Origin of the sequence: Algoriphagus sp. NBT04N3, from assembly GCF_019443765.1 — a bacterium.
GTDB classification, from domain to species: domain Bacteria; phylum Bacteroidota; class Bacteroidia; order Cytophagales; family Cyclobacteriaceae; genus Algoriphagus; species Algoriphagus ornithinivorans.
On the sequence record NZ_CP048415.1, the window covers coordinates 1,345,635 to 1,359,882 of the forward strand.

The window sequence follows — 14,248 nt, forward strand, 5'->3', positions numbered from 1 at the left end:
TCCTTAATCAGGAGTATCACCAACTACATATTGTAATCCATTAAGGAAAAACTCCAAAAGATCCGGATTCTCAAAACTCTGGGCATTATGAGAGGCTGCTGAATACATTACTCTTCCTTTTCCTTCCGACTTGATCCAAGCCACATAGGTTTTTCCAGCAGTAAGTTCCTGGTTTTTTCTTTGATCTTTGATTTCAGAATTATTGAAAAATAGCAAAGGTTCGAAGGCTAATTCTGAATAGGCATTTTTGTAAAAATAAGGTTCATCCACATGAACAAATCCATTAGCAGGAAAATGCTTTACAAGAGGATGCTCAGCATCTTCTAATTGAATATGGATAGTTTGCTGAGGAGGATGGTAGTCAAAACTAGCGCCCACCAATTTGCTAAAATCCATAGAGTTATTTTGAGTAGTTACTGCTCCGTGTAATAGGAATAAGCCGCCTCCATTTTTGACATAATCGATTAGATTTTGCTCTAACTCCATAGCCTTGCTCATGAGAGAAACGGAATCCTTATTCTGCTCAATATTCAATTGGTCCCAAAATAAGTTTCTGTGTTCTGGTTTTGAACAGGTATTATTCATCACCACAGCATCATATTGGGCTAAATTCTCTTTCTCAAATTGGTGGATATCTATACTTTCTACAACCTCAAAGGCACCACTTTTCTTACTGATAATTTTGATCATTTCTGTGGTATGGGGAATTACCCAATGCTGAAAGCCAGTGTAAAGAGAAAAAACCAATATTTTTTTCTTTTCTGAAAAGGGAAAATTAGTTTTCGAGGGAGCAAGTTTTTCTATTTTCTGAAGCCATTCTTCGGTAAGTGCTACTTCTTTCAAATCCTGACTTAGGGCATTAAGTGTAGCAAAAGCAGCAAGCGAAAAAGTCAAAATAAATTTTTTCATGGGGGTTGGAGAGTAAGAAGTCAAATTAAATAATATTCATGATCAGAGCCAGCTATTTAATGGTGAACGGGTGTTTTTTGTAAACAGTCTAGTCATTTTATGAACACCTAATTGCTTTTGGGGGTTATATACCTGAATAGAATTTTTATGAACATTGAAACGGAAACTTTTGAAGAGAAAAAACTAACTGTTGCCATCGCTGGGGCAGGAGGCTATATCGGTCGATGGTTTATTCACCAGTTCAAAGATAAATACAACATTATAGGCCTTAGCAGAAGAAAGGTCAAGCATAATCCCAATCCTGAAGTAACATGGAGACAGGTAGAACTCTATTCCATCACCTCTACAGTGGATGCTCTAAAAGACGTGGATGTGGCGATTTACCTCGTCCATTCTATGAACGCTTCCACCCGGCTAAATCAAGGGAGCTTTGAGGATACGGACCTATTATTGGCGGATAATTTTAGCAGAGCTGCCAATATTAATCATGTTAAGCAAATCATTTATCTGGGAGGTTTATTGCCTGATGAGCCTGAAGAAAAACTGTCTCGTCACCTTCGAAGTAGATTGGAAGTAGAGCAAACTTTAGGTTCCAGAAAGGCAAAACTAACTGCTTTGAGGGCTTCTATTATTGTAGGACCTGGTGGATCTAGCTTCGACATGATCAAGAATCTCGTAGACAGACTTCCTGTGATGATGTGTCCCAAATGGACTGAGTCTGAAACTCAACCCATTTCTTTGAGAGATACTTTAGATATCATGGATACTTGCATTGGGAATCCAAATGTTTATGGGAAAGCTATAGAAATTGGCAGCCCTCAAGTGATGACTTATAGAAGTATGTTGGAAAGAACAGCTGAGGTCATGGGGAAAAAACGCTTGGTCTTTTCAGTTCCTGTTTTTTCCTTAGGCCTAAGTAAATTTTGGGTTGGTCTTTTTGGTGATAGCCCTCCACAATTGGTTTCGCCTTTAGTGGAAAGCTTGATTCATACGCTTACAGTTTCTCCAAATTTGGCATTTAAAGAGAAAAAAATTGATTATCTCAGCTATGAAGAGTCTGTCAGCATAGCATTGAACTCCAAGGAAAAACCGATTTTACCCAAATTCTATAAGAAGAAAGGTGTTAAGAATACGGTAAGAAGTATTCAACGAATGGCGAATAAAAATGGCCACACAGCCACCTGGGTAGGAAATCGATATAATATTTGGTTGCCCAGTTTTTTTAAGTTTTTGATTAATGGAAAGACGACAGAAAGAGGGGATGTGGGCTTTCATTTGCTTTGGGGGAAAAAGCCCATGCTGCAATTGACCATGATTCCTGATAGAAGTGATCAAGAAAGGCAATTATTTTACATAACAGGAGGATGGCTTGTAAAACGCTTTGATTATGGATGGCTGGAGTTTAGAGGAGTTTTAGGAGGGAGGTATATTATCACAGCTATTCATGAGTTTGTTCCCAGGTTGCCTTGGTTCATTTATGTTAATACCCAAGCAAGATTTCACCTATGGGTTATGAATCGATTTAAAAAATATTTAGAAAGAAAAGAGGATTAGCACGTCTTTATCCCTCTTAAATTACGTAAGAAAAATAAGGCTCAGAAATCGCTCTCTTAATCAGTATCAGATTTTAGCGCAAATTGTCAAAAACGATTGTAGAGATATCAATATTTTGATTTTCCAACGACCTCAAATAAATCAACACAAATGAAATCAGTGAATTTTAAAAATGGAGATTCCATTCCTCTTCTTGGACTGGGAACTTGGAAAAGTAAACCGGGAGAAGTTAGGAAGGCAGTTTTTTGGGCAATCGAGGCTGGGTACAGGCAAATAGATTGTGCGGCCATCTATGGCAATGAAAAAGAGGTTGGACAAGGTTTAGCAGATGCTTTCGCTGCAGGTTTGGTTAAAAGATCTGATTTGTTTATCACCTCCAAATTGTGGAATGATAGTCATCGCTTCGAAGATGTTGGACCTGCCTTGGATAAAACGCTCAGCGATTTGCATTTGGATTACCTGGATCTTTATTTGATTCATTGGCCCATAGCATTTAAACATGGAGTAAGTTTTGCCTCCCACAGAGAAGAATTTTACACCTATCAAGATGTTCCATTGACCCAAACTTGGGAAGCTATGCAGGAACAGAAAAAACTAGGTAAGACCAAGCATATAGGGGTTTCAAATTTTAATCAGAAAAAACTAACTGAGTTGATGAGCATGGATGGACAAAAACCTGAAATGAATCAGGTAGAAATGCATCCTTTTTTACCCCAAATTGAATTGGTAGAATTCTGTAAATCCAATGGAATTCTTATGACTGCTTACTCGCCTTTAGGCTCACCAGACTCCAGAGGTGAAAAACATCAAAATGATCCTGTTTTGCTTAGCAATCCAACTGTAAAAGAAATTGCGCAAAGACATAAGATATCGGAAGGACAGGTTTTGATTGCCTGGTCAATACAAAGGGATGTAGTGGTGATACCTAAGTCGGTCAATCAAGGGAGAATTCAGGAAAACTTTCAAGCCTCTCAGGTAGAGCTGACGAAGCAAGATGTAATGGAATTGAATGAAATAGGGGTTTCCCATCGTTTTGTAGATGGCTCATTCTTTACAGGTCCTCAGAGTCCATACAAGCTGACTGACCTTTGGGATTAAAAAAATAAGTCCCGCAAACGCTTTGCGGGACATTTTTAATCTTCTACTTCTAATTCTTCGAGTATATCAGCGAGTTCATCAAAATCTTTCAGGCCTGGTTTTATTTCTTCTCCGCCTTCCAGAGAGATACCAAATAAGCCCAGATCGTCTACCAGTTTTTTTACATTGAATGCTGAAATACCTGAACCTAAGATCACGTGAATTGATTTCGCTAGGATTGATATGGTAGTCAATTCATCTTTACTCAGTTTTTCGTGATCCGCTTTTAGTAATAAATAAACCCCTTCACTCTGAAGTTTTTCGGCAACTTGGCTTTCAATATGAGCTAATTCAGCAACATCTGCCTGAAAAATGAGATTTTTCCCAGTGTCTTTCAATTTGAGTAAAGTATCCAGCCGCTGATGTTGAATCCAAGTTATGTTCGGATACTTTTCGAGTTTCAATTGGATAATATCTGCTTCCTCTGTTTCAAATTCAGCAGCAAACTCCAAACCAGAAACCCAACCCGTAATTTCTTCATACTGAGTTGGATTAAGAAATTTCTGTGAACTCTCTTCCAAATTGAAACCCAATACATCCACATACATCCCAGCACAGTAACGGGCATCACTGAGGTTGGTAACTCCATCTATTTTTACAAAAGTACTTAGCGCCATTTTTTTGAATTATTCCGCTAAGGTAAAAACAAAGGTCATTTTGACCATAGAGTTCAGCATCTAAAAGAGGATATTTGACTTATTCCTTCTATTTTTAGGTTGATGAAAATAATATCTACAAAAGCAATCTTTAGCTTTTTGATTCTATTGAGTTTCTTTTCCTGTGAAAGGGAGTTAGAAGAACCCATACAAACTGTGGGTTTGGATTACATCTCCTTAAGAATAGGAAGTCAATGGGAATACGAGGTTTCTCAAACCATTTATTTTGGAGAAAATGACTCCGAAGACTCAAACTTTTTTTACAGAGACAGAATTCGAACTGTCTTTGTCAATGACGCGAAAGAGCAGGTTTTTATAATTCAAAGAAACAAATCCGAAGACAGATCAAATTGGGTGAAGGAAAAGGATTATACGCTTTTGGTGAGAGAGGGGAATATTGTTCGAACCATAGACAATCAACCTATAGTTATTTTGATTGAATCAATTCGTGATGGAGCCACATGGGATGGCAATAAATATAGAAGTCAAAATTCCGACGAGTTTGTGGCCAAAAGAGTAGGGGACACTTCTTCAGAAATATTTCAAATCGAGCAAGAGGATTCTGATGATCAAATTACATTCAGAGATATTCGCTATGAAAGCTATGAAAAAGGGATTGGAATGGTGGAGTTGTACTATGAAGTATTAACTTATTGTTCTAGAAATGATTGTTTGGGTGAACAATTAATTGACTCCGGGAGTAAGATTCATATGAAATTATTGAATTATGAGAGCGAGTAAGCTATTGGTTTTAACCTTTATTTATTTTTTGGCAGTTGGGTCTATTTGGGCGCAGGATAGATATGCTGTTTTTTATAAGTATAAACCTCAAAATGGATTAAGCTTAGACAAGCCTCAGGATTTTCTGACTTCGAAAGCCATACAGAGAAGAGCAAGAGAAGGAGTACAGGCAGATAGCACTGATCTACCAGTGGCGCAGAAATATGTAGACGCTGTATTTGAAAAGTCAAATTATATTCTTTATCAAAGTAAGTGGCTGAATGCTTCGATTATAGTGGCTGATGAAGCTGGAGTGGCTGAGATAGCTTCCTTCCCTTTTGTAGATAAAGTCACGCTCATTGGCAGGGGATTTCTCCCCAATCCCAATGCTAGGGTAGGCAGAAGACTTTTCGCATCATCTACCGCAAAAGCTTGTAAATCGGACAATAAATCTGAAAGAGTTTTGGAAAGCATGGAATCCCCCTCCGATTTCCAGAATAAACTTTTGGGAATTGATGAAATGCACAAATTGGGTTTCAAAGGAGCGGGCATTACCATAGCTGTCTTTGATGCTGGTTTTCCCGGTGCAAATACCGCTTCTTCATTAAGTCATTTATTCCAAAAAAATCAGATTGTTGCAACACGTGACTTTGTTAGACCTTGGAATAACAATGTTTATGGCGATAATCAGCACGGAACAAACGTATTGTCTTTGATAGCATCCAATGAGGATGGGAAAATAATAGCAGGAGCTCCTGATGCCAGCTATATCTTGGCTATGACAGAGGAGGTAGCGACTGAATATTGGGTAGAGGAATACAATTGGCTCAGAGCAGCCGAATTTGCAGATTCTTTGGGTGTGGATATCATCAATAGTTCTGTTGGATACTGGGACTTTGATGATACTTCTATGAACTATACCATCAACGACTTGGATGGAAATACCACCACTATCACCAAAGCAGCCAATATTGCAGCATCTAAAGGTATTTTGGTAATAAATAGTGTAGGGAATTATGGTTCTAGAGTTTCCTCTTTAGTAGCTCCTGCCGATTCTCCCAATATCCTAGCTATAGGGTCAGTAAATCAGGACCTTTCTGTTTCAGGCTTCAGTTCGAGAGGCCCCACAGGCGATGGCAGGATCAAACCTGATTTGGCAGCTTACGGTAATGGTACAGCTTTAATCAGGTCCAATGGGAATGTAGGTTTTGCGAACGGAACCTCTTTTTCAGCTCCACAAGTTGCAGCATTAGCAGCTGGCTTATGGCAGGCTAAACCAGAATGGACCAGAGCGGAGTTGATAGATAATCTTCTGAGAAGCGCAAGTCAATTTGAAAAGCCGGATAATCTTCTAGGTTATGGAATTCCTAACTTCTTCAAGGCTTATTATGGAGAAATCCTGAGTGTCGAGGAAAATGAGGAAGCTATTTTATGGAAGGTTTATCCTAACCCAATTGAGGAAAATGAGTTGAGCATTTATTTTGGAATCGGTAATGAAGCTTCATTTGAACTAATTGATTTTAGCGGAAAATCAGTTTTTAAATCCACTATCCTACGAGGATCAAATCAAAATCCTTATTGGGTTAATCTGGAAGGAATCAAACCAGGACTTTACCTAATTAGACTCCAAGAGGGTAAATTGATTAAGCAAACTAAGTTATATAGATATTAAAAAGGACAGGTTGATCGAAACAGTCCTTAAAAGAATTATGAAACCAAAAATTGCACCCTCCATCCTTGCAGCAGACTTCGCAAACTTACAGCGCGATGTAGAGATGCTTAACGAATCCGATGCAGATTATATTCATGTGGATATCATGGATGGATTATTTGTTCCCAATATATCTTTTGGCATTCCGGTTACCGAAGCTATTCACCGACATGCAAGAAAGCCTTTGGATGTGCATTTGATGATCATGGATCCGGATAATTATCTGGAGGCATTTAAAAATGCAGGAGCTTCTATCATCAGTGTGCACTATGAGGCTTGTAAGCATTTGAATAGATCGCTGCAGGCAATCCGTCAATTAGGAATTAAGGCTGGTGTTGCGATTAATCCTCATACGCCTGTAGAGCTTTTGAGCGACAGTTTAGAAATGCTGGATTTGGTTTGTATCATGTCTGTTAATCCCGGCTTTGGAGGGCAAAAATTTATAGAAAATACCTATTCCAAGGTTTCTCGTTTGAAGGAGATGATTGATACGAAAGGTTGCGAGACTTTAATAGAAATTGATGGCGGGGTAAACCTTGATAATGCTCCCAAATTGATGGAGGCAGGAGCCGATGTTTTAGTAGCGGGTAGTTTTGTATTTAATTCTTCGAATCCCAAGGAGATAATTTCAGAATTAAAAAATATTTAGACATATAACTTAGGTTGATTACCATTTATCCTAAAAAACCTTAATTCTGGCGATTTTTACTTGATTTTTTGACTTTAAGGTATTTCTTTGAAAGCTTATCGTAAACTAAACTCACTAATGATTATGAAAAAAGTATTGCTATTTGGGTCTTTCTTTATGTGTCTAGCATTGTCCACATTTGCACAAGAAGCTGCGAATGAACCAGTAACAGATGAGGATCTAACCCAGTATGCAACGGTGGAAGTGATGACTTCATTGTACGTTGAGGATAAAACCGATGAATTGAGAAATATGATTCTTAATAATGAGGTGATTGATGGAGGAGCTCGATATAATGAGATCAAAGCTGCATGGGGAGATGATGCTAAAATGGCGGAAGCAAATGTGACAGATGAAGAGAAGGCAGCTTACCAAGCAATTTTGGATTTCCAAAACTCCTTGCAACAAAGCGTAGTTGACTACAAAACAAATTTAATCACTGACAGTGATGTAATCAGTGTATCTGTTTACAATAAAGTTTTGGCTGCGATTAAAGGTGATCCATCTGTGAAGGAAAAACTGGACTCAATGATTTTAACGATCAAAGAGGAAAAAGATGCTGAAAGAGCAGCCGCAAAAGAAGACGGAGAAAATTAATAGATCAATAAAAACACTGAAAGCCTCCAAATTTTGGAGGCTTTTTTTTTACTTTCACACTTTGAACAAATTTTGAGCGTTCTCTTCGTATGAAAAAATCCTGTTTTCTTCTATCTGCTATCTTGTTATTTTCTTTTTGTGACCTTCAAGCCCAAGACGAAGATATTTTTGGTATTAGTAGAAAGGCCAAAAATCCTAAAAGTGAGTCCTCTGTCGGAAATTTGAGCAGGAATATCTTAGAAATGTTTGCAGTGGAGATTTCAGGGGGAGCTGCTTATCATCAATTTGGAACCAGCTTTTTCTCAGAAAGTCCTAGTCTATATCCACTAACACAGTTTCAAAATTTTGAAGAGCCACTGGATATTTCTGAAGAGAATCCTTTGGTAATGAGAGGAAATGATTGGACAGCTCCATTATTCAATGCAGGACTGAGAATTAATGTTTTTAACATTATTACCATAGGAGGGGGCTATGGTCAGGAATGGGGAAATCTTTCTCCAATGCGAGGTGGAGATTTCGAATTTGAATTCGAAGGAGCCTCTTATCAAGTCAGCAAATTGTACGGAACAGTTGGATTGGTTCTTTGGGACGCCAATAAAAGAGCGAAGTTTTTGCAATGGCAGTATAGAAAATATGCCGGTGCTAACATTTATATGCAGTCCGAATTGAAACAAAGAGTAAGGCAATTGTATCCTTGGAGAGTCATATTGGAGGGCGAATTTGGACAGTTAACACTAAAAAAAGCCTTTGATCCTTCTTTGAATGCCAATGGAAATTATACCCCCCGCTTGGCCGTTGCTAACGAACCATACTATGGAATCGGTCTGCGATTAGAGCGTGATTTTTCTGAATATACCAAATTGTTTATCAAAGGAGGAGCTGAATTTAGGAAGTTTACCTTCGCCTCCTCTGACTATTCTGAGTTGCAAAACATTGACCAACAGGTATATGTGATGCAGTTAGGGTTTTCTGTGCGTTTCCCTGGAACAAAAAGATGTAAAGTTCAGGGTTGTGGTGTAGTAATGAAACACATGCACAATGGAATAGAATATAGAGGCAGTTCGATTTTTAATCTACAGAACAGAAAAATAGGCCAATGGTATTAAGCTCGTTTTTCCTTGCCTAGAGTTCACATTCTCTTTTCAAAAGCTTAGGCTTTTTACTATCTTGCAGGCTTAATATACCCTGTGAATAGCATACTATGGCTCAAGGAGAAAACGAGAACATTATACCCATTAACATTGAAGAGGAAATGCGCGGAGCCTACATCGATTATTCGATGTCGGTTATTGTTTCAAGAGCGCTTCCAGATGTCCGAGACGGACTCAAACCAGTTCATAGAAGAATCCTTTACGGGATGCAGGAATTGGGAGTATTACACAACAAACCTTATAAAAAGTCTGCCAGAATTGTCGGTGAGGTACTAGGTAAGTATCACCCACATGGTGACTCAGCAGTTTATGATACCATGGTTCGTATGGCCCAGCCTTGGTCTTTGCGATATCAGTTGGTAGATGGACAAGGTAACTTTGGTTCCATCGATGGAGATAATCCTGCAGCGATGCGTTATACCGAGGCAAGGTTGAAAAGAATCGCCGAGGAACTTCTGGTAGATATCAATAAGGAAACTGTTGATTTTCAGTTCAATTTTGATGACTCTCTAAAAGAGCCGATTGTTCTTCCTGCTAAGGTTCCTGCCCTATTACTTAATGGAGCTTCCGGAATTGCAGTAGGTATGGCTACTAATATGGCACCTCATAATTTGACAGAGGTGATCAACGGCATCGTAGCCTATATTGATAATAGAGATATTACCGTAGCAGAACTGATGGAGCATATTGTAGCTCCTGATTTCCCAACCGGTGGTATTATATATGGTTACAATGGAGTTAAGGCTGCCTTCGAAACAGGTAGAGGTCGAATTGTAGTTCGCGGAAAAGCGAATGTAGAGACCAAAGAAGGTGGCAACAAAGAAATGATTGTCATCACCGAAATTCCATATATGGTGAATAAGGCGAGCATGGTAGAAAAAACCGCTGCCTTAATCAACGAAAAGAAAATTGATGGAATTTCTGCCATTCGCGATGAATCTGATAGATCAGGTATGCGAATCGTATATGAACTGAAAAGGGATGCTATGGCAAATGTTGTTTTAAACAACTTATACAAGCAAACCCAGCTTCAGACTTCATTCTCAGTAAACAACGTGGCCCTTGTTAAAGGAAGACCACAGACCCTGAACTTGAAGGATCTAATCGTACACTATGTAAGCCATAGGCATGAAGTAGTAGTAAGAAGAACTGAGTATGAGCTAAGAGAAGCAGAAAAAAGAGCTCATATTTTGGAGGGTTACTTGATCGCTTTGGATCACTTAGATGAAGTAATTGCTTTAATTAGAAATTCAGCCGATCCGGAAACTGCTAGAAACGGTTTGATGGAAAGGTTTGAATTAAGTGAGATTCAAGCCAGAGCGATTTTGGATATGAGATTGCAGCGTTTGACAGGAATGGAGCGCGACAAAATCATCCAAGAATACAAGGAAATTATGGCTTTGATAGAGGAATTGAAAGAGATTCTTGCTAACGAAGACAAAAGGATGGAGATTATTAAGACGGAACTTCAGGAAATGAAGGATCGTTATGGAGATGATCGCCGAACTGAAATTGAGCATAACGCGGAAGATTTCAGCTATGAAGACATGATCCCAAATGAGGAAGTAATTATTACTGTTTCTCATCAAGGATATGTTAAAAGAACAGCCCTTACAGAATATAAAACCCAGGGTAGAGGTGGAGTTGGTTCTCGAGGTGTAAGCACCAAAGAGGATGATTTCACTGAATACTTGTTTACCGCGTCTACCCACAATTACTTATTGATATTTACCGATAAAGGGAAGTTATTCTGGTTGAAAACTTATGCCATACCTGAGGGTGGAAAAACATCTAAAGGTAGACCAATCCAGAACCTGATAAATATTCAGCAAGACGATAAGATTAGGGCGATTATTCAAGTAGACGACTTGAATGATGAAGATTATGTGAATAATCACTTCTTGGTAATGGTCACTAAACAAGGTGTCATTAAAAAGACTACTCTTGAACAATATAGCAGACCAAGGTCTAATGGTATTATAGCTCTTAATATCAGAGAGGATGATCAATTGGTCAATGTAGATATGACTAATGGAGATCAACACATTGTGATTGCAGCGAAGTCAGGACGAGCTATTCACTTCCACGAATCAGCTGTAAGACCGATGGGAAGAACTGCCACGGGTGTTAAAGCCATAACCTTAAATAATCTTAACGACTATGTGGTTGGCATGGTATGTGCATCCGAAGAAAATGCAACTCTGTTGGTAGTTTCTGAGAAAGGATATGGAAAACGTTCTAACCTTGACGAATATAGAATTACCAATCGTGGGGGTAAAGGTGTCAAAGCCATGAACACTACCGAGAAGACCGGTTCACTGGTAGCGATCAAAGAGGTAGTCGACACAGATGATTTAATGATTATTAATAAGTCCGGAATTATTATCAGGATTTCAGTGGATAATCTAAGAGTCATGGGTAGAGCCACCCAAGGAGTACGATTAATAAAAGTTGGGGAAAATGATGAAATTTCTTCTGTTGAAAAAATCTCGAAAGAAGAAGATGTAGAAGAAATAGATTCTTCCCAAATTGCAGAAAATTCTTCTGAGAATTCAGAAGATAAAGATGAATAACCAAACAATTTATAACGCTAAATAAATGAAGAAGCTAATTCTATCAATGGTTTTGGTCGGCGCAACGACTTTGGCCTTTGGACAAAAGAAAGTGGTACGCTCAGCAGAGAAAAACTTTAAAAACGGTGATTTAGCCACCGCTCTTTCTGAAGTGAATACTGCTCTGCAAGACCCTGAAACTGGTGCTGATCCTGAAACACATTTGTTGAAAGCAAAGATCCAATTGAAAATGTTCGGATCTGACTCTTCCAATACAATGGAAACTTTAGAAAAAGGTCAGGCCGCTTATGAGACTTTCCAGCAAACCCTTGAAAAAGCTGGTGCGTCATCAAAAACAGGTGAGGCAGTTTTGGAAGATGATATTCCTGGTGTACCTGAAAACTTGAGACCATACTCTATTAACACGTTAAAAAACACCTCATTTGATAAAGCCATTAATCAATACAATGAGGATGACTTTGAAATGGCCTATGAGTTTTTCAATCTGGCAGGAATGGTAGACAAAACTGATACTACTATTCATTACAATGCTGGTTTCTTGGCAAATGATCTAGGTAGATTTGAAGATGCTAAAAAACACTTTAGCTATTTGCTTGAGATCCCTGAATACAATAAGCTAAATGCTTATTACTTCATGGTGCAAATTTTAAGTACTGAGGAGAAAAACCCAGAAGCCGCTTATGATATTGTAATGGCTGCTAGAGAAGATTATCCTTCAGATAAAATCTTGGCTGAGTACGAAATTCAGTTGTTGCTTCAATTGAATAAAATGGATGAAGCAATGGCTCAAATCAAAGAGGCACTAGCTAATGATCCGGAAAACACTTCCATCTTGTTGAGATCTGGTTACTTGAAAGAGCAATCTGGTGATATTGACGGTGCTTTGGCTGATTATAAAAAGTCTGTTCAGGTTGATCCTGATTTCTATGAAGGAAACTATTATGCAGGAGCTCTTCTATTGGAGAAATCTAGAGAAATTCTTGCTGAGCTAAACTCACTTTCTGATGCTGAGTGGGAGAAGAGATCTGAGGCAATGGGTAAAGAAGCAAACCAGTATTATTCAGATGCAATTCCTTACTTTGAGAAGTCTTTGCAATTGAGACCTGATGATACAGATATCATGGGTATTCTATACCAGATTCACACTCGTTTGAAAAACACAGCTGAAGCTGAAAAATACAATAAGAAATTGATCGAATTGTTAGGTCCAAATTGGATGGAAAGATAATCTCGATTAAATATTGAAATAAAAGGATCACATTTTTGTGATCCTTTTTTATTTGTTTGGAATAAAATTTACTTTTTGAAACAAGAGTTCAGGTCTTCATCGTATAAATGGACTTAAAATTGCACTCGAAATCCCTTATGAATTCAATTATTTCTTTGCGGCTTTTTTTGGTTTTAGGAATAATGGTTTTTTCTCTTCCATCATTGGGACAACAGAAGTATCAGAAAATTCTGGAATTGTCCTATGAAAATGGACCTATGATCAGTAATGGGAAAGATTGGGCTGATGAAATTAGAGACCTTGTATCCTATCGTGGAGCTGATATTAGATTAGGCTGGAGAAAAACCTCCAATAATTTTTATAATAAATTATATCGTTACCCGACTTTTGGAATTGGTTTTTCTACGGCTCTTCCTTATTATCCTGAAATCGGCAGACCCCAAGGAGTTTATGGTTTTGGAGAGTTTCCATTTTCAAATAAAAACCTAGACAAAAAACTTTACTTGGCCTACTTCGCTCAATTGGGGTTGGGTTTTAATCTTAATCCTTATGATTCTTTGGATAATCCATTGAACCAATATATAGGCTCAGAGCTCAATGCCTATATTCATTTTGGTTTTAAAGCAAACTATAGGCTCAATCAGGACTTTGAACTGTTTTCAACAATAGGATTGAAGCATTATTCTAATGGTGCTACCAAGCGCCCTAATGCCGGAATTAATCTGGCTCCAATTGCTTTTGGAGTACGATATAATATTGATAAAATCAGCCCCGAACCACTTAGATCAATCGATTATCCAGAACTTGAAAAGCGGGGATATTGGAATTTTGCTCTGTATTTAGGCTCAAAAAATTATGAGGTTGGAGACCCTTCTTATTTCAGAGGTGGATTTGGTGTCAATTACTTGTGGGATGCATCCTATAAGTACAGGATTGGACTTGGTTTAGATTATTTTATAGCCCCGGGATTCGAATCGAGATATCCAGGCAGGGAGGGTACCTTTTCTAATCAATCTTCCTTGGCAATCGTAGGTTCATGGGAATGGAAACTGAATGATAGGCTGTATATGCCAATAGGTTTGGGAGCTTATCTCCACTACAATTCTGAAAATCAGGAAAGTTGGTTTTATGAAAGAATAGGTGTTAGATATAAAATCAATGAGCATTTATTCGGGGGATTACAGATTAAAGCTCATAAAGCCAAAGCTGATTTCTTTGAATTTACTATCGGTTACACAATCCCCGGAAAAATACAAAAGGTAGTTGGTAATTGAACTTTTCCACTAATCACAAAAAATTTTTATTTCCGTCCAGCAAAAGGTAG

Annotated in this window: 12 protein-coding genes; 10 read left to right on the plus strand and 2 right to left on the minus strand. The window is 38.2% G+C overall.

Features of this window, described 5'->3' with window-relative positions; translation table 11 throughout:
• Window positions 1-3: 3 nt before the first annotated feature.
• Window positions 4-909: a ThuA domain-containing protein gene (locus GYM62_RS05765; RefSeq protein WP_219958697.1), complete on the minus strand. Its 906-nt coding sequence runs from the start codon at window positions 907-909 to the stop codon at window positions 4-6.
• A gap of 147 nt (window positions 910-1,056) precedes the next feature.
• On the opposite strand from GYM62_RS05765, the gene GYM62_RS05770 reads away from it, so the two are divergent.
• Complete coding sequence (locus tag GYM62_RS05770) at window positions 1,057-2,463, plus strand: NAD-dependent epimerase/dehydratase family protein (RefSeq protein WP_219958698.1); 1,407 nt, start codon at window positions 1,057-1,059, stop codon at window positions 2,461-2,463.
• A gap of 150 nt (window positions 2,464-2,613) precedes the next feature.
• Window positions 2,614-3,561 carry an aldo/keto reductase gene (locus tag GYM62_RS05775; protein ID WP_219958699.1) on the plus strand — a complete coding sequence of 316 codons (948 nt, stop codon included), beginning with the start codon at window positions 2,614-2,616 and terminating at the stop codon, window positions 3,559-3,561.
• 35 nt (window positions 3,562-3,596) lie between these two features.
• Here GYM62_RS05775 and GYM62_RS05780 read toward each other — a convergent pair whose 3' ends face one another.
• A complete protein-coding gene (locus tag GYM62_RS05780) occupies window positions 3,597-4,217 on the minus strand; it encodes a phosphoribosylanthranilate isomerase (RefSeq protein ID WP_219958700.1) in 621 nt (206 codons plus the stop codon).
• A 102-nt stretch (window positions 4,218-4,319) separates the two neighbouring features.
• Here GYM62_RS05780 and GYM62_RS05785 point away from each other — a divergent pair, with 102 nt between their 5' ends.
• The 8 genes from GYM62_RS05785 (at window position 4,320) to GYM62_RS05820 (ending at window position 14,198) form a co-directional block, all read left to right on the plus strand.
• Window positions 4,320-4,997: a hypothetical protein gene (locus GYM62_RS05785; RefSeq protein WP_219958701.1), complete on the plus strand. Its 678-nt coding sequence runs from the start codon at window positions 4,320-4,322 to the stop codon at window positions 4,995-4,997.
• A complete protein-coding gene (locus GYM62_RS05790; RefSeq protein WP_219958702.1) occupies window positions 4,984-6,648 on the plus strand; it encodes a S8 family serine peptidase in 1,665 nt (554 codons plus the stop codon). Before GYM62_RS05785 ends, GYM62_RS05790 begins: the two co-directional genes overlap by 14 nt.
• 37 nt (window positions 6,649-6,685) lie before the next feature.
• Window positions 6,686-7,336, plus strand: a complete 651-nt coding sequence (gene rpe / locus GYM62_RS05795) for a ribulose-phosphate 3-epimerase (protein ID WP_219958703.1) — start codon at window positions 6,686-6,688, stop codon at window positions 7,334-7,336.
• A gap of 123 nt (window positions 7,337-7,459) precedes the next feature.
• Window positions 7,460-7,972, plus strand: a complete 513-nt coding sequence (locus GYM62_RS05800; RefSeq protein WP_250161328.1) for a hypothetical protein — start codon at window positions 7,460-7,462, stop codon at window positions 7,970-7,972.
• An 89-nt stretch (window positions 7,973-8,061) separates the two neighbouring features.
• Window positions 8,062-9,078: a hypothetical protein gene (locus GYM62_RS05805; protein WP_219958704.1), complete on the plus strand. Its 1,017-nt coding sequence runs from the start codon at window positions 8,062-8,064 to the stop codon at window positions 9,076-9,078.
• Window positions 9,079-9,173: 95 nt separating this feature from the next.
• Window positions 9,174-11,696, plus strand: a complete 2,523-nt coding sequence (gene gyrA, locus GYM62_RS05810; protein ID WP_219958705.1) for a DNA gyrase subunit A — start codon at window positions 9,174-9,176, stop codon at window positions 11,694-11,696.
• Window positions 11,697-11,721: 25 nt separating this feature from the next.
• Entirely contained in the window at window positions 11,722-12,924 is a 1,203-nt protein-coding gene (locus tag GYM62_RS05815) for a lipopolysaccharide assembly protein LapB (protein ID WP_219958706.1), read from the plus strand.
• Between the two features lie 137 nt (window positions 12,925-13,061).
• Window positions 13,062-14,198: an acyloxyacyl hydrolase gene (locus GYM62_RS05820; protein WP_219958707.1), complete on the plus strand. Its 1,137-nt coding sequence runs from the start codon at window positions 13,062-13,064 to the stop codon at window positions 14,196-14,198.
• Window positions 14,199-14,248 lie beyond the last annotated feature (50 nt).